The 24,800-nt window shown below is 56.3% G+C and carries 19 protein-coding genes and 2 tRNA genes; 11 read left to right on the plus strand and 10 right to left on the minus strand.

Features of this window, described 5'->3' with window-relative positions:
• Nucleotides 1-29 precede the first annotated feature (29 nt).
• Both cysD and cysN read left to right on the plus strand, forming a co-directional pair.
• Nucleotides 30-983, plus strand: coding sequence for a sulfate adenylyltransferase subunit CysD (gene cysD / locus ACIQT8_RS12785; RefSeq protein WP_138794786.1), 954 nt, complete (start codon nucleotides 30-32; stop codon nucleotides 981-983).
• The gene (cysN, locus tag ACIQT8_RS12790) at nucleotides 983-2,464 is read left to right on the plus strand and encodes a sulfate adenylyltransferase subunit CysN (RefSeq protein WP_400965733.1); all 1,482 of its coding nucleotides are present in this window, start codon (nucleotides 983-985) and stop codon (nucleotides 2,462-2,464) included. Before cysD ends, cysN begins: the two co-directional genes overlap by 1 nt.
• 350 nt (nucleotides 2,465-2,814) lie before the next feature.
• On the opposite strand, the gene ACIQT8_RS12795 is transcribed toward cysN, so the two are convergent.
• A tRNA-Pro gene (locus ACIQT8_RS12795) sits at nucleotides 2,815-2,891 on the minus strand.
• A gap of 265 nt (nucleotides 2,892-3,156) precedes the next feature.
• Here ACIQT8_RS12795 and ACIQT8_RS12800 point away from each other — a divergent pair.
• Both ACIQT8_RS12800 and mqo read left to right on the plus strand, forming a co-directional pair.
• Nucleotides 3,157-3,576: a hypothetical protein gene (locus ACIQT8_RS12800; protein WP_138794784.1), complete on the plus strand. Its 420-nt coding sequence runs from the start codon at nucleotides 3,157-3,159 to the stop codon at nucleotides 3,574-3,576.
• Between the two features lie 369 nt (nucleotides 3,577-3,945).
• The gene (gene mqo / locus ACIQT8_RS12805) at nucleotides 3,946-5,664 is read left to right on the plus strand and encodes a malate dehydrogenase (quinone) (protein ID WP_400965737.1); all 1,719 of its coding nucleotides are present in this window, start codon (nucleotides 3,946-3,948) and stop codon (nucleotides 5,662-5,664) included.
• A 164-nt stretch (nucleotides 5,665-5,828) separates the two neighbouring features.
• Here the strand turns inward: mqo and ACIQT8_RS12810 are convergent, their stop codons facing one another.
• From ACIQT8_RS12810 to ACIQT8_RS12825, 4 genes are all read right to left on the minus strand, one after another.
• Nucleotides 5,829-6,005, minus strand: coding sequence for a YegP family protein (locus ACIQT8_RS12810; protein WP_138794782.1), 177 nt, complete (start codon nucleotides 6,003-6,005; stop codon nucleotides 5,829-5,831).
• Between the two features lie 10 nt (nucleotides 6,006-6,015).
• Nucleotides 6,016-6,300, minus strand: coding sequence for a hypothetical protein (locus tag ACIQT8_RS12815; protein ID WP_138794781.1), 285 nt, complete (start codon nucleotides 6,298-6,300; stop codon nucleotides 6,016-6,018).
• Between the two features lie 335 nt (nucleotides 6,301-6,635).
• Entirely contained in the window at nucleotides 6,636-8,357 is a 1,722-nt protein-coding gene (locus ACIQT8_RS12820) for an AIPR family protein (protein ID WP_400965740.1), read from the minus strand.
• 454 nt (nucleotides 8,358-8,811) lie between these two features.
• Nucleotides 8,812-8,886 (minus strand) — tRNA-Gln (locus ACIQT8_RS12825).
• Between the two features lie 202 nt (nucleotides 8,887-9,088).
• Here ACIQT8_RS12825 and ACIQT8_RS12830 point away from each other — a divergent pair.
• Nucleotides 9,089-9,997: an MBL fold metallo-hydrolase gene (locus ACIQT8_RS12830; protein ID WP_400965743.1), complete on the plus strand. Its 909-nt coding sequence runs from the start codon at nucleotides 9,089-9,091 to the stop codon at nucleotides 9,995-9,997.
• Between the two features lie 9 nt (nucleotides 9,998-10,006).
• On the opposite strand, the gene ACIQT8_RS12835 is transcribed toward ACIQT8_RS12830, so the two are convergent.
• A complete protein-coding gene (locus ACIQT8_RS12835) occupies nucleotides 10,007-10,927 on the minus strand; it encodes a DUF1499 domain-containing protein (RefSeq protein WP_400965746.1) in 921 nt (306 codons plus the stop codon).
• Nucleotides 10,928-11,258: 331 nt separating this feature from the next.
• On the opposite strand from ACIQT8_RS12835, the gene ACIQT8_RS12840 reads away from it, so the two are divergent.
• From ACIQT8_RS12840 to ACIQT8_RS12850, 3 genes are all read left to right on the plus strand, one after another.
• On the plus strand, nucleotides 11,259-12,623 hold the full coding sequence (locus ACIQT8_RS12840; protein WP_400965749.1) for a dicarboxylate/amino acid:cation symporter: 1,365 nt from the start codon (nucleotides 11,259-11,261) through the stop codon (nucleotides 12,621-12,623).
• Between the two features lie 148 nt (nucleotides 12,624-12,771).
• Nucleotides 12,772-13,359 carry a demethoxyubiquinone hydroxylase family protein gene (locus tag ACIQT8_RS12845; RefSeq protein ID WP_400965752.1) on the plus strand — a complete coding sequence of 196 codons (588 nt, stop codon included), beginning with the start codon at nucleotides 12,772-12,774 and terminating at the stop codon, nucleotides 13,357-13,359.
• Between the two features lie 118 nt (nucleotides 13,360-13,477).
• The gene (locus ACIQT8_RS12850) at nucleotides 13,478-13,750 is read left to right on the plus strand and encodes a hypothetical protein (protein ID WP_400965755.1); all 273 of its coding nucleotides are present in this window, start codon (nucleotides 13,478-13,480) and stop codon (nucleotides 13,748-13,750) included.
• Here the strand turns inward: ACIQT8_RS12850 and ppdK are convergent.
• Nucleotides 13,728-16,454 carry a pyruvate, phosphate dikinase gene (ppdK, locus tag ACIQT8_RS12855; protein ID WP_400965758.1) on the minus strand — a complete coding sequence of 909 codons (2,727 nt, stop codon included), beginning with the start codon at nucleotides 16,452-16,454 and terminating at the stop codon, nucleotides 13,728-13,730. The two genes, ACIQT8_RS12850 and ppdK, sit on opposite strands and share 23 nt — an antisense overlap.
• 292 nt (nucleotides 16,455-16,746) lie before the next feature.
• On the opposite strand from ppdK, the gene ACIQT8_RS12860 reads away from it, so the two are divergent.
• Complete coding sequence (locus ACIQT8_RS12860; protein ID WP_400965761.1) at nucleotides 16,747-17,724, plus strand: VOC family protein; 978 nt, start codon at nucleotides 16,747-16,749, stop codon at nucleotides 17,722-17,724.
• 226 nt (nucleotides 17,725-17,950) lie between these two features.
• On the opposite strand, the gene ACIQT8_RS12865 is transcribed toward ACIQT8_RS12860, so the two are convergent.
• From ACIQT8_RS12865 to ACIQT8_RS12875, 3 genes are all read right to left on the minus strand, one after another.
• Nucleotides 17,951-21,415 carry a chromosome segregation SMC family protein gene (locus tag ACIQT8_RS12865; protein ID WP_400965764.1) on the minus strand — a complete coding sequence of 1,155 codons (3,465 nt, stop codon included), beginning with the start codon at nucleotides 21,413-21,415 and terminating at the stop codon, nucleotides 17,951-17,953.
• An 84-nt stretch (nucleotides 21,416-21,499) separates the two neighbouring features.
• Complete coding sequence (locus ACIQT8_RS12870; RefSeq protein ID WP_138794773.1) at nucleotides 21,500-22,165, minus strand: DsbA family protein; 666 nt, start codon at nucleotides 22,163-22,165, stop codon at nucleotides 21,500-21,502.
• Between the two features lie 142 nt (nucleotides 22,166-22,307).
• Nucleotides 22,308-22,820: a DUF721 domain-containing protein gene (locus ACIQT8_RS12875; protein ID WP_138794772.1), complete on the minus strand. Its 513-nt coding sequence runs from the start codon at nucleotides 22,818-22,820 to the stop codon at nucleotides 22,308-22,310.
• Nucleotides 22,821-22,919: 99 nt separating this feature from the next.
• Between ACIQT8_RS12875 and mutY the strand changes: the two genes are divergently transcribed.
• Both mutY and ACIQT8_RS12885 read left to right on the plus strand, forming a co-directional pair.
• Entirely contained in the window at nucleotides 22,920-24,023 is a 1,104-nt protein-coding gene (mutY, locus tag ACIQT8_RS12880; protein WP_400965769.1) for an A/G-specific adenine glycosylase, read from the plus strand.
• Nucleotides 24,020-24,631 carry an HAD family hydrolase gene (locus ACIQT8_RS12885; protein ID WP_400965772.1) on the plus strand — a complete coding sequence of 204 codons (612 nt, stop codon included), beginning with the start codon at nucleotides 24,020-24,022 and terminating at the stop codon, nucleotides 24,629-24,631. The genes mutY and ACIQT8_RS12885 overlap by 4 nt, the downstream gene beginning before the upstream one ends.
• The last annotated feature ends 169 nt before the right edge of the window (nucleotides 24,632-24,800 follow it).

The raw sequence follows: 24,800 nt of genomic DNA on the forward strand, positions 1-24,800 counted from the left end.
TCATTTCATAGACATATCCGGAGTTTCCAATGTCCAACGCAGTCCACGAGACGGACAGCAAGAATACCGTCGCATCCAAGCCGCCACTCGACCCGCATCTGAAGGCACTTGAAAACGAAGCTATTCATATTTTCCGCGAAGTCGCCGCCGAGTTCGACAAACCGGTGATGCTCTATTCCATCGGTAAAGACTCGTCGGTGCTTTTGCATCTTGCACGCAAGGCTTTCTTTCCCGGCCGCATCCCGTTCCCGCTCCTGCACGTCAATACAGGCTGGAAGTTCAAGGAGATGATCGAGTTCCGCGACAACATCGTCAAGGAATACGATCTCGATCTGATTTCCCACACCAACCCGCGCGGCAAGACGGAAAACGTTACACCTTTCTCCCACGGTTCGGCGCTTTATACCGACATCATGAAGACGGAAGCACTTCGCCAGGCGCTGGACGCCGGGCAGTTCGATGCCGCTTTCGGCGGCGCACGCCGCGATGAGGAAGCAAGCCGCGCCAAGGAGCGCATCTATTCCTTCCGTACGCCCGATCATAAATGGGACCCGCGCAACCAGCGCCCGGAACTGTGGAACATCTATAACGGCATGGTTCGCAAGGGGGAAAGCGTACGTGCCTTCCCGCTGTCCAACTGGACCGAGGTGGATATCTGGCGTTACATCGAAGCGGAAAACATTCCATTGGTTCCGCTCTATTACGCCAAGGAACGCCCCTATATCGAACGCGACGGCATGATGATCCTGGCCGAAGACGAGCGGCTGGAATTGCAGCCAGGCGAAGAAATCAAGCATGGCTCGATCCGCTTCCGCACACTTGGCTGCTTCCCGCTGACCGGCGCCATTCGCTCCGAAGCTGCAACACTTCAGGACGTTATTGCCGAGCTTGAAATCGCCACGGTTTCCGAACGCCAGGGCCGCGCGATCGATCGCGACCAGTCCGGTTCCATGGAGAAGAAGAAGCGCGAGGGCTATTTCTGATGACCGCCGCAGCACAAACACCCTCCTCTACCGCAACGATTCTGCCCTTTGCAGAACATTCGAAGGCAGCGCGCGATACGCGCCCGCTTCGGCTGATCACCTGCGGCAGCGTCGACGACGGCAAATCGACCCTGATCGGCCGCCTTCTCTGGGACACCAAGGCGGTCAAGGAAGATCAGGCTGCTACGCTTCATCGTGACAGCGGCAAGCAAAACGATCTCGGCTTGCCCGATTTCGCCTTACTGCTCGACGGACTGCAGGCTGAACGCGAACAGGGCATCACCATCGATGTCGCCTATCGTTACTTTGCCACCGACAAGCGTGCCTTCATCGTGGCAGATACCCCCGGCCACGAGCAATATACCCGCAACATGGCAACCGGCGCCTCGACGGCTGATCTTGCCGTTCTGCTGATCGATGCGCGTGTTGGCATTCTCGAGCAGACCCGCCGCCACGCCACCATTGCCGCTCTGATGGGCATCCGTCAGTTCGTACTCGCGATCAACAAGATCGACCTGACGGGTTACGACAAGGCCGGCTTCGAGTTGATCGCGCATGAATTCCGCGATTTTGCCTCGGCACTCGGCATCAAGCAGATCACCGCCATTCCAATGTCGGCATTGAAGGGTGAGAACGTCGTTCTCTCCGGCAAGGCGTCCATGCCCTGGTATGAGGGACCGACGCTGGTCGAAACCCTGGAGCTGGCTACAGTGCGCTCTGCACAGTCCGGTGGCTTCCGTCTGCCAGTACAGCGCGTATCGCGCCCCGGTGAAAGCTTTCGTGGTTATCAGGGCACCGTCGCCGGCGGTTCGGTAAAGCCGGGCGACAGCGTCGTCGTTCTTCCCTCCGGCATGGTGGCAAATATCAAGCAGATCGTGACATTCGATCTGGTGCGCAATGCCGCCGTCGCAGGCGATGCCGTCACGCTGGTTCTCGACCGCCAGGTCGATGTTTCGCGTGGCGACATGATTGTCTCCATCGAGGCGCAGCCGCAGACGGGCCTTGCCTTTGATGCGCAGCTCGTGGCGTTGCAGCCAGGCGGTATCGAACCCGGCAAACGCTACTGGCTGAAAAGCGGCAGCCGCCGCCAGCGCGTCAGCGTCCAGCCAGTCACACAGCTTGATCTCAAGGTTGGAGAGTGGAAGGCACATGAAACCACTTTGCCGATGAATGCGATCGGCAAGGTGCGGCTTTCCTTCGACGAAACAGCGATCTTCGATCCCTATGAGCAGAACCGCTCAACCGGCTCTTTCATTCTGATCGATCCCGACACCAACAACACGGTGGCCGGTGGCATGATCCTCGGCAAGCGCAACGCCGGTGATGCAGAGGTTAAGGGTGACAGGGTCGTACTGTCCCTACCCGCCGAACTGGCTGAAAAGCTGCTTGCCAGCGAACTCCTCGCCAGGCACCGCGATGACATTGAAATCCGTCGCACGGATACGGCAACAGCATCGCGTATCATCAGCGAACTGGACTAAGTCAGTTGGAATAAAACAAAAAAGGCGACCGCACCCGCGGTCGCCTTTTTTATTGCGTACCCAAGATATGGGCTCGCTTAAAATACGAACATGTAAAGCAGAATGATCACGAAGATCGGAACGCCCATGGCCCAAAGTGCAATACCCTTCAGCATGTTATCCTCCATTGCTATTGTGGATGAATAACGGCTGGGGAGCGTTCGCGTTCCCTTTTTAGGACAGGAAACTACGAAGTTGCGTTGACGAATTGGACACCAAACGGTCCGATTTCGAGTCCGCAGGTGAAATACGTAGATGTCCATGAAGTATCGGGAAACTTTTAAGCCTTTGATTTAAAGGCTTTTTTTAGCTGGTCGGAGTGAGAGGATTCGAACCTCCGACCCCCACGTCCCGAACGTGGTGCGCTACCAGACTGCGCTACACTCCGTGACCAGCGGCGCTTCTATAGACCAGCCTCTGGCGTTCGACAAGCGGGATATTACATTTTTTATGACAAGTTCCTGCGGATGGTTGACGTCCAGGAGGGAAAGCCTGCTCCACCGGTATTACAGGTTACAGAACGTTACAAAAAAGCAATTGTGGCAGGAAATTTTCGTCAAAGCTAAAGCCTCCCCTGCCGCCCGTCATCAAATCTGCTAGGGGAACAGAATGAACGGCAGAAGGGCCGGACACGGCACAAAGGACATCTCACCATGCAATTTCGCAGCGTAACGCTCGCAGGACTGGCAATTGCGCTTTCCGCCTGCACCACCTCGACAGGCTCCGCTCCCTCATTCATCCAGAAGAGCCCCGTTGAAGCCCGTTGGGTCGGTCAGTCGGCTGGCATTTTCTTCGCAAAGTTTGGCCCTCCGCAGAGCGACACTGAATCCGGTAGCTCGACCATCTACAACTGGCGTGGCGGTTACAAGAAGGCAACCGTTCCGGCGAAGTTCGAGGAAGGTAAGGACGGCAAGCGTGGCCGCCAGATTTCTCCTGCCCGCACCGCCTATCTTTCCTGCACGGTGCAATTGACCGTTTCGAGCGATTACCGGATTACCTCCGTTCGTACCGTCTCTGATCGCCCCGGCGTCAACGGCCCCAGCTATTGCGCAGAGTTTCTCGCCGCAGACTGAGCCTGAAATCGTCTAAAAACAGAGAGGCCCGCCCAGAAAACAGGCGGGCCTTGTTATTTTTTGAGCTTTTTTCGTGTCTCTGAGCGCATATCACCCATGCACGACACGCTTGACGGCAGCGTTTCCTAACCTTTGCACCCGTTCTGCTGGTTTTGACGTTTCAACCGTTTGAATGACGCCGCATCGTCCCGAAGATGGCAGATATGCGTCAAAAAAGGCGCCTTAAAAGCAGGTGCGCGACCATATGCCCCCATGAATTTACAGGTAATTCGCTTGACAGAAGCAGCCGATCGCTGGGTTGTGCCCACCGGTTGATTGCTATAACGGGGCCGCTGGGAGGAGTGTTTTGACAAACAACAAGAACCAGGTATGGCCGTGACTCCCATCGATCAAGACAAATTTCAGACCACCGATTTTTCCAACAATTCGCTTCCCATGAACCGTAGACAGGTTCTCGGCACCGCGCTGGCAGGACTTGCCGCAGCCGCATTGCCATCTTCGCCGGTATCGGCAAATAGCCCGACGCAGAAGGTCGACGTGCTGCTGATTGGCGGCGGCATCATGAGCACGACCCTCGGTGTTTGGCTGCGCGAACTCGAGCCGAACTGGTCGATCAAGATGATCGAGCGGATGGACAGCGTCGCACTCGAAAGCTCGAATGGCTGGAACAATGCCGGCACGGGCCACTCCGCGCTCGCCGAACTGAATTACACGCCCGAAGATGCCAACGGCAACGTCAAGATCACCCAGGCGATTGCAATCAACGAAGCATTCCAGATTTCCCGTCAGTTCTGGGCATGGCAGGTGAAGAACGGCGTTCTGAAGAACCCTCGCTCTTTCATCAACCACACGCCGCATATGAGCTTCGTCTGGGGCGACGAGAATATCGCCTATCTTGAAAAGCGCTATGAGGCGCTGAAGGCCAGCCCCCTGTTTGCCGGAATGGAATTCTCTACCGATCCGGAGCAGATCAAGAAGTGGGTGCCGCTGATGATGGAAGGTCGCGATCCTTCCCAGAAGATCGGCGCAACCTGGTCGCCACTCGGCACCGACATGGAATTCGGCGAGATCACCCGCCAGTTCGCCGCGCATCTGCAAAGCCAGCCTAACTTTGACCTCAAGGTCAACAGTGAGGTTTCCGACATCCAGCGCAATCCCGATGGAAGCTGGCGTGTGACCTACGCCAACGTGAACGATTCCAGCGAAGAAACCGTGGACGCCAAGTTCGTCTTTATCGGTGCTGGCGGCGGCGCGCTACATCTCCTGCAGATGTCCGGCATTCCGGAAGGCGACGACTATGCGGGCTTCCCGGTCGGCGGCTCCTTCCTCGTCAACGAAAATCCCGACGTGACGATGCAGCATCTGGCAAAGGCCTATGGCAAGGCATCGGTCGGCTCTCCGCCCATGTCCGTTCCGCACCTCGATACACGCGTTATCGGTGGCAAGCGCGTCATCCTGTTTGGACCTTTCGCAACCTTCTCGACGAAGTTCCTCAAGAACGGTTCCTATTTCGACCTGGTTTCTTCTGTAACAACCAGCAACGCCTGGCCGATGGTACGCGTCGGCGTCGATGAATACCCACTGGTCGAATATCTCGCGGGCCAGTTGATGATGTCGGACGACGATCGCTTCGCGGCATTGCAGGAATATTTCCCGAATGCCAAGCAGAACGACTGGCGTCTGTGGCAGGCAGGCCAGCGCGTCCAGATCATCAAGCGCGATGCCGACAAGGGTGGCGTTCTCAAGCTCGGCACGGAAATCGTCGCCTCGCAGGATGGCAGCATTGCCGGTCTGCTCGGCGCATCGCCAGGCGCGTCTACGGCAGCCCCGATCATGCTCAACGTTCTCGAAAAGGTCTTCAAGGACAAGGTAGCAACGCCGGAATGGCAGGCCAAAATCCGCCAGATCGTTCCAAGCTACGGTACGAAGCTGAACGATTCCGCCGACATGGTGCAGCAGGAATGGGCCTACACCGCCGAACAGCTGCAACTGCCTACGCCGCCGCAGATCAATCGCGACGCGCTGAACTCCGGCACAACGGCACCGGCTGGCGAGCCTGCGAAAAAGGTTCCCGATATCGCCCTGTAAATCGGGCTTCAAAACTCTGACAAAGTCTGCGGCGAGTGCTCAAAATGCAATCGCCGCAGGTACCCCGCAGAACTCACATCACCGATGAAGCGCGGTGATCAGTGGGCGCGATGCGGTTACGTCTTTTGAAAAGCTCGCCCGAAAAAGCAAGCCGTTCATTCGGCTTAGCTGTTATCTTCGGTCGGTGCGTCCGGGCCATTCTTCTTGATTGAGGCGATGGCGTTTTGCGCGCTCGCCTTGGAAGCATAACCTTCCGTCGCGAAGATGACTTCATTGTTGTATTTAAAGCGAACACGGAATTCGCCAGCCTTGTCTTTATAAATTTCGAATTTATGAGCCATTCAGGCCTCCTCAAGCACTGCGGTTTTTAATTGCACCGATAATCGCCGTCAGTATGGCGCCACCCGCGCCACCGGCAACCAATTGCGTCACCACGCCTCCCACGGACAGATTGCCCGCCTGAGCCGCCGCGGAAATCGCGGGTATCAAAAGCGTTACCAGTTGACCTAAAAGACCTCCCCCCAAGGCTCCGGCAATCGTGTTGCCTATGGTGCCGATATCAAAGTTTGATGATGTTTTTCCGATAGCATTCCCACCGACAGCGCCGGCGATCAGATTTATCAAGATCTGTTCCATGAGAATCTCCCACCAACAACACGTCAATCATGCCAAAACTTTATGTTCTTGCAAGACGTGTTAAATTCGCAGGATTAGACCGTGCCGACAGTATTCGCTGTAAGGGTACGGAGAGAAAAGCTTCGCTAGTTGGGCCCATGCGCAAACCTCTTTACTTAGCTTGTGAAGCACGAGCATTATCTCGACAGATATATGCTCGCTGTTTTTTCCAAGCTCCGCTGGTCCTCCACAAGAGCCAAGCTTCACTTCACACGACACAGCCCAAACGATGATATTTCTTCATTTTAAGCGTGTGCCGTGCTTTTGGTCTAAACAGACTTGAAAACAGGTCAGCTTCATCTCTTAAAGTAAGCTTCCACGAACAATTCCGATACGGCATCAGTCCGGATAAAGTCCCGAATTTGCTCTCTCGTTTTTTCTCCTGAGGCTCTAACTATGCCATCGAGGCAGTTGGCGACACTTTCTATTTTCCCAGCAAATCTTTCGTTGTCGGAAATAATGTTCAACACCTCTTGGCGTATAAACTTTTGCTGTCTTTTATGCGCATCTAGTACATCTGGCGACTTCCAATGTTCTCTGATCAGAGAAAACAATACATAAAACTTATAGATAACACGTGATCTTTCGATTTTCCCCGCCCTAATTAAGTAATCAAATTTGTAGAGCGCTAACGCGGCGACATGATAGAATTCGACGCTGTGATTTTCCCTAAATATCCGACTTGAGAATTCGTTTCGAATGCCCCTATGATCACGCGCTGCTCTATGCGGTTGAAAGAAAAACATTGCAGCCGCCACCTTCATCAGATCAGACGGCTTCATTATTCTAGTCCGCTCCACAGCAACGTCGCGATATTGATTGTCTCGCCTCTCAACAAGGATTCGTGCATCTCCTTCTTGTGCAGAGCAATAAACCTCCAGGTCCTTCATGAAGGGAAGCAGCGCCCAAAACTGATCATCACGTACTTCGTTCTGCTTGTTCGTTCCAATAATAATGCTTGCTACGAAATCTGGATCGTTGCTCCCGATAAGGCGAAGTGGAACAAAAATTTCATGTGCGTGATCTGGGACATGACTCAGGATATTTGTCGTCTGGCATCCATTGACAATTTGATAGTCCTCTATGGAAAAGGCGTCGCCTTTGCGCGTTATAGATTTCGCGACAACCGTTATGCCATTGTTTTTAAAAACAAATGACGAATAATCTCCCGATTGCAGCTCGTTGATAACGGCTCTATTGATGTCTGAATCTGGATTGAAGTCCCGCACATTATCGTAGAATACGGTACGGTTGATATGACGCGAACCATCCGCATCAGCGGGACCCCAAGCGATCCCAAGTATCTGATCCGCCGAAACAAATCCGATAAAAGCTTCATCGACCCTTGCGTGCGCTGGCATGGTTACTGCTTTGGGAAAATTTAGAGTTGCCGCAGTGGAATTTGTGGCTGCACGAAAACCCTCTTGGATAGCCTTTGCGCCAATGCATTCTACAGTGATGTCTCCGAATATATTTAAAGCCTCAAATCGCGACTTATTGCTTTCTATTAATTTATTTATAGCATCAGACACCTCTCCAGACCCTGTCGTACAGTAATAACACCGTAACTCAGGATTTGATTTTGTTGCAGATTGAAATATTAGCTCTTTAACTTCAGATAAATCGGCAACTTGATCTCCTGACAATAGCTTTAAATCTGTAAAAAAATCATACACGCCGTCAAGGAACTTTGATAATTCACCATAATCCAAGCCATCCGACGTTTTAGACTGGTAGAAATGGAAAGCGCCGGTATGCTGCTTTCCAACAGCAAGGACAGATGCAGCCTCATCGGCGTCGGTACAGAGAACGCCTTGAATAAGTATGGCAATTCCATCAACTCCAAATTCGGCGCCCTTTAGGTGCGCACGAAATGGATCAATATTCTCAGCCAGCAAGCCATTTTCTACGGCAAAGATTGACATGACTTCAAAGAGATCACTGTCGCTTCCGTCTTCACCAGGATTCGCTTTCCTAAATTCGCTGAGTTGCGCCTTAATAACTGGATTCATGGGCATGGATGCACAACCTTAAATTACTTTACATGAGTCGATACTTATCAAAAATTTAGTGCAGCCAGTCAATCGAACTTTGGCAAATCGTTTTTTGTATGTAAGTCGAACCGCTGAATAGCCGTCGTGAGCCGAAGCATGTTTGCCCCATAAGAGTGCGCTAATCATCGCCCAGTTTAAGGATACTTAGCAGTAGCACTCGAAACGGGCTGTGTTTCAGGTCAACCTGGTAACAGATGCCTGCAACAAATTCTTCTTGCAGAGGCTGATCTCAATCATTGGGAAAGCACGCGTTTCTCTCCTATGTCGCGAACGACGGCGCAATGAGGAAAAGCTGCGTTTTAAATATGTTGAGCAACAGCAATGGCGAACCTCACCAGGCAAGCAGTTCGTAAATTTATTCACCGCGCCAGATATTTAACGGCTGCAAAAAATCTCTATTGAAGAAGCATATAAGACTTGGCTGGGGCGCCAGGATTCGAACCTGGGAATGCCGGTACCAAAAACCGGTGCCTTACCGCTTGGCGACGCCCCAACAGGACAGCAAGGCGAAACACCGCTGTCCGAACCGCGCCTGATTAGCAAAGCCGGGCCGCAGCGGCAATCACCTTTCTCGTTATTTTTTCACAAAACCCAAGCTTTTTGAGTGCCGCACCCGAGAGGCCATGTTAGGGCTTGAAGATTGCGCGGCGTCGACCGTGGCTTTGGTTGGCATGGCATTACTTCAGGAGGTCTTGATGGCGGACCCGGCATTCGATCTCGATTTCCAGCCCGCCTATGGCGAACCGGTACCCGTTACCACCGGCATCCAGCGGATGACCGTCAACAATCCTTCCGCCTTCACCTTTCACGGCACGAACAGCTATATCGTCGGTGACCGCTCTGTTGCAGTGATCGATCCCGGCCCCGAAGATGAGGCACATTTCCAAGCCCTGATGGCCGCGCTGAAAGGCCGAGAGGTAACGCATATCTTCGTCAGCCACACGCATCGCGACCATTCGCCCCTGGCAAAACGCCTGAAAGCGGCAACCGGCGCACTGACCGTGGCCGAGGGACCGCACCGCGCCGCAAGACCGCTGCATGTTGGCGAAACCAATCCTTTCGCAGAAAGCTCCGATACGGACTTCGTACCGGATATTGCACTTGGTGATGGTGAGAGCCTTTCCGGCGACGGCTGGCAGCTTACCGCCCTGCACACGCCGGGTCATACGGCCAATCATGCCGCCTTTGCACTTGAGGGCACCGGCATTGTCTTTTCTGCAGACCATGTCATGGCGTGGGCCACCACCATCGTCGCTCCTCCAGATGGAGCGATGAGCGACTACATGAAATCACTCGATCGCCTTCTTCAGCGTGATGACCGCCTTTTTCTTCCGGGACATGGCGGCCCCTTGCGTGATCCTTCCGCATTCATGCGTGGACTGCGCGCCCACCGACGGATGCGCGAAAAAGCCATTCTCAAGCGCATCAAAGAAGGCGACCGGCTGATTGCCGACATGGTGAAAGTCATCTACGCCAGCACAGACAAGCGCCTGCATGGCGCAGCAGCGCTTTCCGTTCTGGCTCATATCGAGGATCTGATTGAAAAAGGGCTGGTGCAGACGGATGGCCCGCCCTCGCTTCTCGGCGAATATATTCCGGCCTGAAGGCCCGTTTCAACTGTCGTTGAGGCCCTGCATTTCTGCATCCAGCGCATCGAGGAACGTCTCAGCGATATCGGCGCCCATACCAAGATCATGGGCCCCGTAACGCGAAGCAACGCGGACATCGACAACTGTTGTCTCGGCCTCTTCCTTCAACCGGATCAACACATCGAAGCGCAATCCCCAGACGAGAGTGCGCATCTCACCCTGCATAAAAACGACCCCGCTGCCACTGAAGAAGGTCGGCGGCGGTGCATCGGCCGGGCGCGCCATCGGAACGGGCACATTTAACGGCAGATCATCCAGCGGCGTTTCCTCAGAAGGCGGCGTTCTGTCCTGCTCCGGCACGCCAATGGAAGGCTCCGTGGTGGCTCCAATGACACCTTTGGTGTGTGCGATACGAATTTTGCGTGCAGCCGCGGTTTTTCGTGCGGCAGCATAAATGCGGTCGATTGCGCCCTCATAACGGCGGCCGGCAAGGCTTGCGTAAGCGGTGGCCTGTGCTGCACGATCTTCAGCACCAATGATGGCAGGGCGAACAAGCCATTGCTGGTTGGCCACAGGCGGCACCAGCCAATCCGGCACATCCGTCAGATCGGTGGAAACATCATAAATCTTCGGCTGTTGCCAATAGAGGAAAGCACCATAGCCGACGACACCCAATGGCAGGCTCGAAAAGATCAGAGCCGCCAGTGCCCAGAGACCGCCTTTCGATCCTTTCGTCCAAAGACGCTCCAGCCCGATCAAAGCCAGAAGCACGGCCAGCACGGCTATGGCGGCGGCAATCAACACCAGACCGACGAAGTCCGGGGTGGTCAAAGGCCCGAAACGGTGAAGCCCGGCGGCGATGAGAAACAACACCAGACCGGCAAAGCCGAGATAACGGGAAAGGTAGGCCGCAAAAGATACGGGCCGGACGAAACGCACAGTCATGAAAGCGGATATCCGTTAGATTGCATGGGCCTATACGCGTTGCACCCGAGGTCTGGCGAAAGAATCACCGGTATATGGTGTCATAAACCGGATTTGCGGCGAGGAAAATAAAGGAGCGGACCGACCGGACCGCTTCCAAGATCGAGATCGGCAGAACTGGAACTTCATTTCTAAAACGCCATATTTTCCGGAATGAAACACCATCAATACGCGAATTACGCAAGTCCATCTCTTAAATGCTGAGAAATTTCGCATATTCTGCAGCGCCTATCCGGGAATGCATGCTAAAAGTGCAACATTCTCGATTTCCTGCTTAAAAATGAGACACATCATGTCACAGGCAACGACGTCCCCTCGCCCCTCGGGGGCAAAACCGTTTTATCGTAATTTCGGCTTTCAGGTGCTGACCGCCATGGTCGTCGGCCTGCTGCTTGGCCTCGTTGCGCGCAACATTGGCCCCGATGCCGCAGGCAGTCAGAACTGGCTTTCCGTCACGCTTCAGACAATTGGCAGCATCTTTGTGCAGTTGTTGCGCGCACTCGTTCCGCCGCTGATCTTCACTGCCATCGTCGCCTCGATTGCCAATCTGAAAAACCTGAGCAATGCCGCCAAGCTCGTCTGGCAAACCTTGCTGTGGTTCGCGATTACGGCGCTCATTTCGGTGGTGATCGGCATAGCACTTGGTCTCATCATCCAGCCTGGGGTCAACACCGCGATCGCAAATACCGCAGCCGCAGCACCGTCGTCCACGGGCTCCTGGCTCGATTTCCTTAAGGGCCTCGTTCCGGCCAATATCTTCGGTCTTGAAGCCTCGACCAAACTCAACAACGGTTCGGCCAGCACATCGCTGAATTTCAACGTGTTGCAACTGCTCGTGGTGTCGATTGCTTTTGGCGTAGCCGCACTGAAAGCGGGCAAGGCAGCCGAGCCGTTCCTGGCCTTCAATCAGTCTCTTCTCGCCATCGTGCGCAAGATTTTGTGGTGGGTCATTCGCCTTACGCCCATCGGCACGATCGGCCTTCTGGGTCGCGCTGTCGACCAGTATGGCTGGACGACGCTTTCGCAACTCGGCTGGTACGCGGCTGCGGTCTATATTGGGCTGGCGCTTGTGCTCTTCGTGGTCTATCCCGCGCTGCTGCTTGCTCATGGCCTGAAACCATCGCGCTTCTTTGCGGGCGCATGGCCTGCCATTCAGCTCGCATTCGTTTCGCGTTCCTCCATAGGCACCCTGCCCGTGACAGAAACCGTCACTGAAAAAAGCCTCGGTGTGCCGCGCGAATATGCCGCGTTTTCCGTTCCGCTCGGTGCGACAACCAAGATGGATGGATGCGCCGCAATCTATCCGGCAATTTCCGCCATTTTCATCGCGCAGTTCTTCCAGGTGCCACTCGGCATTCAGGAATACGTTCTGATCGTCTTTGTGTCCGTCCTCGGCTCCGCCGCAACAGCCGGTCTCACAGGTGCGGTCGTCATGCTGACGTTGACGCTATCGACACTTGGCCTGCCTCTCGAAGGTGTCGGCCTGCTGCTTGCTATCGATCCTATCCTCGACATGGGTCGCACGGCAGTCAACGTCGCCGGTCAGGCACTCGTGCCCACCATCGTTGCCAAGCGCGAGAGCATTCTGAACGAGGCCGTCTACAACAACGCCAAGGATATCGACACACTCGACGACCGTGAGGTTGCGACGGCGTAACCGCTGCTACCAGCTTCTGCAAAGGCCCGCGCCGCTCACGATGACCATCGGAGCGGCGCTTTCGTTGAATGGGCAAACGCTGTAATTGAAACGAAACGTCTTTCGTCCATGAGATGTGGCTGAAGCAACTCACCGAGGGACATCCGACATGTCGAGCAATGACGGCAAACGCGATCTTGCTCTTACGGTTCGGCGCATCCTGAAGGTCAATCATGCTGGCGAATTCGGCGCCATTCGCATTTATGGTGCGCAGATCTGGATGGCACGTCGCCTGTTTCCGGATATCGTCCCTGCACTTCAAGAGATGCGAAACGATGAGATAGATCATTGCCGCCTGTTTCGGGATGCAATGCCTTCGAGAAAGGCAAGACCTTGCCGCATCATCGCGCTCTGGAGCCTTGGTGGTTATGTGCTTGGTTTTTTGACAGCGCTTGGCGGCCGCAACATGGTCTGGATCTGCACGGAAGCCGTCGAGAGCACTGTTCACCGCCACCTGCAAGACCAACTGACATTCCTGCAAACCATCGATCCTGAACTGCATGGGCTGATTGCTTCCATACAAATGCAAGAACTCGCGCATCTGAAGGAAGCGGAGAAAAACCAGATGAAGCAGGGTCTAAGTCACGCGGTGCTTTTGCCCGTTATAAGCGCGCTTACCGATTTGATGATCTGGCTTTCCACCTGGGGAGATTCAAGCTGGATGCGCTCCGAAATGGCGCGCTTTGATCAAACCTGACGTAGCGGCGCGCAGGATGCAACTTTACCGGCTTAAACCGCTTTTCCCGAATAGGAAACAGGCGTATCAAACGCGAAGAACAAGTGCCGCGTTCGATACAGGTGTAGGGAGATAAAAAATGCGCGTTTCCATCGTCCTCGGTTCGCTGGCCGCCATGCTGACGTTGACCGCGTGCCAGACTTTAACGCCGGAAGAACGCCGTGCACGCGACGAGTCCACGTGCCGTGGTTACGGTTTCCGCCCCGGCACCGACCCAATGGCAGGATGCCTGCTCGATCTCGAGTTGGATCGCCGTGCGGACAATCGTGCCTGGCAGGCTCGCGTCGACCGAGACATGTTTTACCGGCCTGTCGTTGTCGAACGTCGCGTTATCGTCCAACCGAGGCCCTGACGGGAATGACGGCGACGTTGCTCGTCGTATCGCCGTTTCCAGTCTTCTCAACAAGGGCGGCCTGCGCCGCTGCGAGGCGTGCGATCGGCACGCGGAACGGTGAACAGGACACATAGTCCAAGCCGGCATCTTCACAGAAATGGATCGATGCCGGATCACCACCATGTTCACCGCAAATGCCGAGTTTCAGATCCGGGCGCGTCTGACGCCCGCGTTCTGCGGCAATACGGATCAACTCTCCAACCCCGTCGAAATCAAGCGAGATAAACGGATCACGCTCGATGATGCCCTTGCGCTGATAGGTATCGATGAACCGCGCCGCATCATCGCGGGAGATGCCGAAGGTCGTCTGCGTCAAATCGTTCGTGCCGAAGGAGAAGAACTCCGCCGCCTCTGCGATAACGTGCGCGCGTAGCGCTGCACGCGGCAGTTCGATCATCGTGCCGGAGAGATATTCGATGGTCATGCCGGTCTCTTCCGCGACGGCAGCCGCGACACGGTCGATGACGCCGCGCACGTAATCGAGTTCCGATCGCAGGCCGACCAGTGGAACCATGATCTCAGGCACAACCGGTGCACCGGTGATCCGAGCGGCCTCGACTGCCGCTTCGAAAATCGCACGTGCCTGCATTTCGGCGATTTCCGGATAGGAAATGGCAAGACGGCAACCACGATGACCCAGCATCGGGTTGAACTCATGCAGCGCGTCCAGACGCTGGCGGAAGACCGTCTGCGGCATTCCCATCGCAGCCGCGACTTCCACGATCTCACCATCCGTCTTGGGCAAAAACTCGTGCAGCGGTGGATCGAGCAGACGGATCGTGACCGGCAGACCGTGCATGATCGTAAACAGTTCGGTGAAATCCGAACGCTGCATCGGCAAAAGCTCATCGAGTGCAGCGCGCCTGCCCTTTTCGCTTTCCGCCAGGATCATTTCGCGCATCACATGGATGCGGTCACCCTCGAAGAACATGTGCTCCGTTCGGCACAGACCAATGCCTTCTGCACCGAAGGCGCGTGCCGCACGGGCATCGGCCGGCGTATCGGCATTGGTGCGCACCGTCATACGGCGAGCGCGGTCGGCCCACACCATCAACTTGCCGAAGTCACCCGAGAGCTCGGGCTGTGTCATCGGCACCTCGCCTTTCAACACGCGGCCGGACGAGCCATCGATGGTGATGATATCGCCACGCTTCAGCATGCAGCCAACGCCGATCAGAACTCTGTTGCGCATATCGACGCGCATCGAGCCTGCGCCGGTGACACAGGGAATACCCATGCCACGCGCTACAACGGCGGCGTGGCTGGTCATTCCACCACGCGTGGTCAAAATGCCTTCAGCGGCGTGCATACCGTGAATGTCTTCGGGGCTGGTTTCGATGCGCACCAGAATGACGCGCCGACCTTCCGCTTCTGCGGCAACGGCCTCTTCTGCCGTAAAGACAATCTCACCCGTTGCGGCACCGGGTGAAGCTGGCAGACCGGAGCCGATGATGGGCCGGGAGATATCCGGATCAATCGTCGGGTGGAGCAGTTGGTCGAGCGATGATGGCTCGATGCGGCAGACGGCTTCGTCCTCCGAGATCAACCCCTCCTCGACCATATCGACGGCGATCTTCATGGCGGCACGCGTGGTGCGTTTGCCGTTGCGGGTCTGGAGCATCCAGAGCGTGCCACGCTCGATGGTGAACTCCAGGTCCTGCATGTCTTGATAGTGAGTTTCAAGCCGCTTGCAGATCGCCGTGAACTCGGCGAAAGCCTCTGGCATCAGCTTTTCCATTGAAGGCTTGTCGGAACCAGAAACGATCCGGGCGGCCTCCGTGATGGATTGCGGTGTGCGGATACCCGCAACGACGTCTTCTCCCTGTGCATTGACGAGAAACTCGCCATAGAGCTCAGCTTCACCCGTGGAGGGATTGCGGGTGAAAGCAACCCCGGTTGCCGACGATGAACCGAGATTGCCGAAGACCATGGCCTGAACGTTGACCGCAGTTCCCCAGTCGCCCGGAATATTATGCAAGTGGCGGTAAGTGACGGCGCGATGGTTCGTCCAGCTAGCGAACACCGCACCGATTGCACCCCAAAGCTGAACATGACAGTCCTGCGGGAACTCCTCGCCCAGTTCATCCTCGATCAGCTTCTTGTAGAGCGAGACGACATGCTGCCATTCAACGGCGCCGAGGTCGGTATCATATTCGTAGCCGAGGCGGCTTTTTTCATCTTCCAGAATTTCCTCGAACATTTCATGATCGAGGCCCATGACGACATCGGCATACATCTGGATGAAGCGACGGTAGCTGTCCCATGCGAAACGTGCGTCGCCCGCGTCATGACCAAGCGCCTGCACCGTCTGGTCGTTCAGGCCGAGGTTTAAAACCGTATCCATCATGCCGGGCATCGAAGCACGTGCGCCTGAACGAACGGAGAGTAGCAAAGGGTGCGCGCTGCCACCGAACTTTTTTCCGGTGGAGACTTCCATGCCGCTAAGGCCTGACATCACCTGCAGTTTCAGTTCTTCGGGAAGATCGCGACCGTTTTTATGATAGAGCGCACAGGCATCGGCAATGATTGTGAGTCCAGGAGGGACAGGCAGGCCGAGACTTGCCATTTCGGCAAGGTTCGCCCCCTTGCCGCCCAGTATCGCAGTGTCACCTGCTCCGCCCTCGGCAGCACCGTTGCCGAAGGTGTAAACCCATTTTTTCATTGCACGCTCTCCACCCAGAAGCGTTGTCATTTTTCTATCATGTACAGCATTGGCAGCGCATTGGAAACGTTGCGATTCCGAGTTTACATCGCAGTGCAGCATAATTGCGGCAAAGCCGGTTCAAGAATTGCCGCAAAACGGATTTATCAGGACGATCAGGCTTGGAGAATCGGTCAATCGTGTTCTTTGAAAAATGATGGCGATTTATCGAGCCAAAGCTGTAACGCACTCGTGTAGTGCGCAGAAACGGAGTGTTCCCTAAGCAGATTCCATTACCAAAAAGAGATTTTCCATGCTGCTGACAAGACGCCATACGTTGAAACTCGCCGGAATTTCCTGCGCCGCATCGGCTCTGGCCAATGCCGCGCACGCTGAAGGGGGGGCTGTTCCTCCGCCTGCAACAAATGCCCTTCCCTTCGCCCTGACCACTCCAATGCATGTCGGCGAGGCGGCATTAAAGGTCCGCGATATCGATGCGATGCAGGCCTTTTACCAGTCTGTACTCGGCCTCAGGGAAATAGAGCAGACCGCCCGCGGACTGACGCTCGGTGTCAACGGCACGCCCTTGCTGCATCTGGTGCATAAACCGGCGGCTGATTTTGAAAGCCCGACCTCGGCTGGTCTCTTCCATATCGCGTATCTGATGCCGACCCGAAAAGATCTCGCCCGCTGGCTTGTGCATGCTGCCACCACGCAGGTTCCACTCACCGGCTTTGCCGACCATAATGTCAGTGAAGCGATCTATCTCAACGATCCCGAAGGAAACGGCATTGAGGTCTATAGCGACCGGCCGCGCGATCAATGGATCTGGACCGACGATGTGGTGAAGATGGGCACAGAACAGCTTGATATCGACGACCTCGTGTCTCTGACCAATATCAGGAAAGACGACTATGAGATTGCGCCGGAGGCCTTGCGGATCGGCCATATTCATCTGAAAGTCGGAGAGATCGCAGCGGCGCGGGCATTTTATGAAGAAGCCGTGGGCTTGCAATCGACACGTGCGGAGCGCAGTGACGCATCTTTCCTGTCATCGGGACGCTATCATCATCACCTCGCCGTCAACATCTGGAACAGCAGAGGCGCGAAAGAACGCAATAATGCGGAAACGGGCCTAGATTGGTTTTCCTTGAGCGTGCGTAACTCTGCCGATCTGGAGGCGCAGAAGGAGCGGCTTCGCAAAGCGGGTTATGTTCTGGTTGAGATGGAGAGTGGCGCTGTTGAAGCGATAGATCCCTGGGGAACGCGGCTGCGGCTGATACCGGCCTGATCTTCACGCAAAAGAAAGCCTTGCGAGACCACAGCGCTGGCCTCGCAAGGCATACCATCCGGTACAGGAACCCGGATGGGGGGTCGGCAAGCGGGCGGTTGGGAGACCCATGCCTTCATTGCAAGATATCAAAACGACAGCCCATGTCGCTCACCCGAATGGGTGATATGGTTACGTCAAACAACGTAGGTGCAGCTTCGATGCTCCGACGAGAGTGCGGGAAATCTTACACGGCTTCGCGCAATTGCTCGGCGGTCTGCAAATCCACGGATACGAGCTGTGAAACACCCTGCTCTGCCATGGTAACGCCGAACAGGCGGTTCATGCGCGCCATGGTGATCGGATTGTGGGTAATGATGACGAAACGTGTTTCCGTCGACGCCACCATCTCATCCATCAGATTGCAATATCGCTCGACATTGTGATCATCCAGCGGTGCGTCCACCTCGTCCAGCACGCAGATCGGTGCGGGGTTGGTCAGGAAGACGGCAAAGATCAATGCCATGGCTGTCAGTGCTTGCTCGCCACCTGACAAAAGCGTCATGGTTTGCGGCTTCTTGCCTGGCGGGCGGGCAAGAATTTCCAGTCCGGCTTCCAGCGGGTCATCGGACTCGATCAGTTGCAGTTCTGCCGTACCGCCGCCGAACAGGTGGGTGAAAAGCCGCTGAAACTGGGTGTTTACCACATCGAAGGCGGCAATCAGGCGTTCACGTCCCTCGCGGTTGAGGTTCTGAATGCCCGCACGCAGCTTGCGCACCGCATCAATGATGTCGTCGCGTTCCTTGATAAGCGTCGCAAGCTTCTGCGACAGCTCCGCCTGCTCCTCTTCAGCACGCAGGTTGACCGCCCCAAGTCTCTCGCGTTCGATCTTTAATCGGTCGAGATCGCGTTCAACCTCACGAACGTCCGGCAACGGAGCGTCCGGTGCAAGGCCGGTCAATCGCAGCGCCATATGCGGTTCGGAGTTCAAAGCCTCGCGAATACGGTGTTCGGTTTCCTGGCGTTTTTCCCGTGCTGAAACCAGCCGCTCTTCTGCGCGGCCACGCTTTTCGCGCGCTTCCGCCAATTCAGACAAAGCGGTGGCGGCAATTCTGTCGGCATCACGTTGCAGGTTTTCGGCTTCCACCAACCGATCCGCAGCAGCGCGGCGCCCCTCTTCGGCCTTCTGCAACTCGTTCAGAAGTGTTCGCCGCTTCTCATCGAACTCCTCCGGCGCGATATCGAGTTCGGCGATTTCTTCCCGGGCTTCTTCCTCGCGCTCGCGCAGCGTTGAAATGTGATCCGCCGCACTGGCAACCCGCGCCTGCCACGTGGAGCGTTCCTGCGCGATCGCCTGAAGACGACGCTGGCGGCTCTCCGCCTCGCGGTTCAAGCCTTCGTGCCTGGCACGCGCTTCGGCCACCAGGCTGCGGTCGGTCGCGACATCAAGCTGGCTTTCGCGCAACCGAAGATCAAGCGACGAAAGATCAGGCGCATCGTCCATCTCGATGCGGGCATTTTCCTCCTGAAAAGCAACCTCTTCGACCTGCGCAGCAATCTGGTTCAGCGCCTCGGAGACGACATCGCGACGGCGCAGGAGATCACCGGAGGCGCGCTCTGCCGCAGAAAGCGCGTCGCGCGCTTCGGAAAGCTGCCGGGCGGCAAGGCGATTTCGGTCGCGCGCTTCGGAAAGCCTGAGCTCAGAGATGCGGATTTCCTCGCTGGCGGCCGCCAATTGCTCCTCGGCCTCAGCCAAAACATCACGAGCTTCATCCAGCTCAGCTTCGATTTCGGCAAGGCGATTTTTCTGCGACAGGCGCAGCGCGGCAGCCCCCGGTGCGTCGGCACTGGTGACGTGGCCGTCCCAACGGAAAAGCGCGCCTTCGCGGGTGACAAGCCGCTGGCCCGCCTTGAGCGAGGGCATCAATGACTGCGCGTGCGCGATATCAGAGACGACACCGATCTGGGCAAGCGCCCGCGCAAGCGCCGATGGCGCGCTGGCATAATCGAGAAGCGGCTTCACACCCGGCGGCAATGCCGGATCTTCCATGCCAACGCCGTTCACCTGCCAATAGGCCGGTGCGGACCGATCGAGCGAGCTCTCCAGATCATCTCCCAAGGCTGCGCCAAGCGCTGCCTCGAAACCGCGCTCAACCGTCAGCTCTTCTGCGACCGGCGTAAAACCACCTGTGGCAGCGCCGCTAGCGAGAATTTTGGCGATGGTCCTCGCCTCGGTTTCCAGCCCATTCAACCTGTTTCGCGCCGCCTCCAGCGGACCACGAGCGAGCGCTTCGGTTGAACGTGCCTGCGCAACCAACGCTTCAGCTTCCTCTACAACGATCGCAGCATCCTCGACCGCCATTTCTGCTGCCTCGACAGCTTCGCGCCGTTCAGCCGGATCAGGCAGAATGGAGAGCTTTTCATCGATGGCATCGATTTCAGCCGACGCGTCCTGCGATTGTTTCTCAAGCCTGAGACGACGATCGGAGAGATCGCGGATAGCACGTTCAAGCTGCTGTCGAGATGCCGATGCGGCCGCACGTTCGGCGGTCAAGGCCGCAAAAACAGCTTCGCTTTCAATGAGCTTTGCCGCCGCTGTCTCAAAGGCTTCCTTTGTTTCTTCAGCGTAACGGCCGGAATCGGAAAGGATTTCCAGAAGCTCTGCTTCTTCCTCATCCAGACGGGACAGGATCAGCGCATTATCGGAAACCAGCCGCTCCTCACGAACAATATCCTCGCCAAGCTGGGCCAAACGCCGCGCCAGTTCATCGCGGCGGCGAAGCAGACGGTTCGCCTCGTCGTCGAGCTGGCTGCGGGCAATCTGCAAACGCTGAAGCGTGGCAGCGATCTTCGCCTCATTCTCGCGCAGTTCGGGCAATTTCAGGCTGGCAATACCCTGCTGCTTTGCTGCTTCCATCTGCGCCTGCGCCTTCTCGGCGACAATGACGGTTGCCTGATTGAGTGCGCTTTCGGACTCGCCCTCCAGCTGCTTCGCTTCGACCCAGCGGATATGCAGCAGCGTCGCCTCACGGGCACGAATATCTGCAGACAGCATCTTGAAGCGATTGGCCTGACGCGCCTGACGCTTCAGGCTTTCGATCTGGCTTTCTAGCTGAGCAGTGACATCTTCAAGCCGTTCGAGATTGGTCTCGGCAGCACGCAGGCGTAGTTCCGCTTCGTGGCGGCGCGAATGCAGACCGGAAATGCCGGCCGCCTCTTCCAGAAGCTGTCGCCGTGCCTGTGGCTTGGCATTGATGAGCTCGCCAATACGGCCCTGCCCCACCATGGAGGGCGAGCGCGCGCCGGTTGACGCATCCGCAAAGAGAAGCTGCACATCCTTGGCACGGGCCTCCTTGCCATTGATGCGATAAACTGAGCCGTTTTCGCGCTCGATGCGGCGCGTCACCTGAATTTCGTCGGCATCGTTGAAAGCAGCAGGCGCAGTGCGATCCGAATTGTCGAGAAAAAGGCCGACTTCAGCGGTATTTCTGGCCGGGCGATTGCCGGACCCCGAAAAAATGACGTCATCCATGCCGGATGCGCGCATGTTCTTGTAGGAATTTTCGCCCATGACCCAACGGAGGGCTTCGACGAGGTTGGATTTGCCGCAACCGTTTGGGCCGACGACACCCGTCAACCCCGGCTCGATAATGAATTCGGAAGGTTCGACAAAGGATTTGAAGCCGAGGAGGCGAAGCTTGTTGAACTTCATGCCAAAGCGCCTTCAAGAAGAAAAGGGCAATAAAAAACGGGCGCACGGAAATATCCGCCGCCCGTTTTCATCAAAAAAAGCGGATCAGATAGCCTTGTCGATGACAGCCGACATGGTTTCAACCGACATGTCTCCCGCGTATTTCTTGCCGTTGATGATGAACGTCGGCGTGGAATTGACGCCAAACTCCGTCGCACCGCGTTGCATCGTTGCGTTCACATCATCCAGAAGCTTCTGGTTCGTCAAGCAGGCCTCGAAGGACTCCTGTGAAAAACCGGCCATTTTCGACATTTGCAGCAGTGCGGCGCGTGCATCCTGAGCAACGGCCCAGGTCTGCTGCTGCTTGAAGAGCATGGAAACGAACGGGAAGTACTGACCCTGCGGTGCGCAACGCGCCAGCATGAAGGCGGCGGCAGCACGCGGATCGAACGGGAATTCGCGAATGACGAAGTAGACCTTGCCGGTATCGATATACTTCTTCTTGATTTCTTCGAAGGTCGTGTTGTGGAAATGCGCGCAGTGCGGGCAGGTCATCGACATGTATTCGACGATCTTGACCGGTGCGTTCGCATCACCCAGCGCTGCCTCTGGCAACGGACCCGGCTTCAGGACTTCTGCCATGTCCACATCGCCGGTGGATTCCGGCAGTTCCTGCGCCTGCACGATGCCGGGCAACGACACAGCGACGGATGCGAATGCAACACCGCCAAGCAGGCTGCGGCGGGAAACGGTCAATTCGGAAAAATGCATGAAAGCACCCTGTTTTATTAGACTCTATTGTCTGCGAATCCGATATAGCGGCCATCTGTTCATCACAAGCGGCCTTTGACATTCTTCTTGTCAAAGAATTGTGACCAGTCAAGGACAGACCTGCGACAGATCGGCTGCTGCTTCAAAATGCCCCTTTGCGGACAGGCTTGCGCTGGAGGACTGCCGTGCCCAGCCTGGTGACGGCCTTACGCAGCGCCTCGCTCTCGATGCCGTCCATCATATCTTCAAGACGTCTCGCCGCATCGCCACGCAGGGGCTGCGGTTTTCTCTTGCGAGACATCGTCTGGGAAACGGGTTTCTGCACGATCCTGATCTGGCGGATGGCGGGAAATCCGAAGAAGCCGTTGATGCGGGCGATCAACTCACCCTGCGCATGGGTGAGAAACAGTGCCCGGGCGCCCTCGCAGGCGATAGTCAGCACGCCAGACTGATAGCCACCGCGATCCGGTCCTTCATCGCGCCGTGGCCAGGTGATTTTTTCAGGCCGCGTGCAGTCGGCGAAGTCCTCGCCGGCGATCTCATCCCACGAACCAAGCAGCGCGGTATTGATTCCCGCACGCTTGGACAGGACGGGGTCCATGATTCCGTTGGCGATTTCGGCGATCTGAATGACGCCCTTCTGGGGATATCGCATGGTTTACCAGGGTTTTCGGACTGCAAGCAGCCTGCATCTTCTTGATCGGCTTCGGTGAATGAACCAAGTATAGGCCAAATCCAAGTGAAACGGCAAACCATGCTTCAAAAAACCGCCTCAACGTCCCATGCGATCGCCTTGCTTCGATGGTACGACCGGCACCATCGCGAGTTACCCTGGCGCACCTCGCCTGCCATGGCCGAAAAGGGCAAACGCGCCGACCCCTATCATGTATGGCTTTCGGAAGTGATGCTGCAGCAGACCACGGTGCAGGCGGTCAAACCCTATTTCGCCAAGTTTCTGGGCTTGTGGCCAACCGTTCGCGATCTGGCCTCGGCACCATCCGAGGATGTCATGGCCGCCTGGGCAGGCCTTGGTTATTACGCGCGTGCCCGCAATTTAAAAAAATGCGCAGAAACAGTCGCTAGCGCTCATGGCGGCATTTTTCCTGATACCGAAGACGGGCTGCGGCAGCTTCCCGGCATCGGTGATTACACGGCGGCGGCAGTCGCAGCCATCGCCTTTAATCGGCAGGCAGCTGTGATGGACGGCAATGTCGAGCGTGTCATCTCGCGGCTATTTGCCATCGATGCTCCCCTTCCCGGCTCGAAACCTGCCATGAAAACAAGGGTGGCGGAGATAACGCCGAGCGACCGACCCGGCGATTTCGCGCAGGCCATGATGGATCTCGGCGCGACGATCTGTACACCGAAACGGCCTGCCTGCGCACTCTGTCCTTTCAACAGCGACTGTCTGGCGCTGGCGAACGACGATCCGGAACGTTTTCCGGTCAAGGCTGCCAAAAAGCAAAAGCCTGTGCGGCTGGGTGCCGCCTTCATTGCCGTGAACAGCAGAGGAGAAATTCTGCTGAGACGCCGGGAGGAAAGCGGCCTGCTGGGTGGCATGACCGAAGTGCCGACAACAGCCTGGACCGCGAGGATCGACGGTGGCACGGACGAAAGCTACGCGCCTTTTGCCGCCAACTGGCAACCCGCGGGGGCGATTGTGCATGTCTTCACCCATTTCGAATTGAGACTTTCGGTTTTCCGCGCGCAGGTGGCGGAAGGTCTGCAAACCGGCCGCAATGACGGATGGTGGGAGCCCGTGACAAATCTTGATGCACAGGCGCTGCCAACCGTAATGAAAAAAGCCATCTCGCAGGCTATCCCGATGGCCTTCGAGAAAAACAGGAAAGTTTTATGACCAAGATCGAGCATATCGTATTCGACATCGGCAAGGTGCTGATCCACTACGATCCCCATATTCCCTATAGCCGACTCATTCCGGATGCTGACGAGCGCAAGTGGTTCTTCGAGAACGTCTGCACGCACGACTGGAATCTGGAGCAGGATCGTGGGCGTCGCTGGGAGGATGCCGAAGCTCTTCTGGTTGAAAAATTTCCTGATCGCGAAGAGCACATTCGCGCATTTCGCAAGTACTGGCATGAGATGGTCTCGCATTCCTACGACGAATCCGTCGCCGTCATGCTTGGCCTGATCGATCAGGGGCGCGATGTGACGATGCTGACCAATTTTGCATCCGACACCTTCCGCGAAGCCCAGAAGATGTTCCCGTTTCTGACGAAGACGCGCGGCGTGACCGTCTCAGGCGACGTCGGGCTGATCAAGCCGGATGTGGCAATCTACGAACTGCACGCGAAAAATTTCAACCTTGATCCGGCCTCAAGCCTGTTCATCGACGATACGGCAATCAATGTTGACGGGGCAAAAGAAGCCGGCTGGCAGGCGGTTCGCTTTACTGATGCGGCGACGCTGAAAAAAGATCTTGCGCACTACGGCGTGACACTCTGAAAACTTCTGACGCAGGCGGAAATGGCGGTCTCCTGCCTGCGTCAGCCTGGCCGAAACCGGCCGGGATTTTCAAATCATTTTCCGGGGAAGCGCTGCGGCTTGTTTCTCCGCTAAATCATCCCGCTGACATGAAACTATGGGGTCACACTTGCGTGAACCTTACAGCGAA

The sequence above is a fragment of the Agrobacterium sp. NPDC090273 genome, assembly GCF_044772305.1.
In the GTDB taxonomy this organism is placed as follows: Bacteria; Pseudomonadota; Alphaproteobacteria; order Rhizobiales; family Rhizobiaceae; genus Agrobacterium.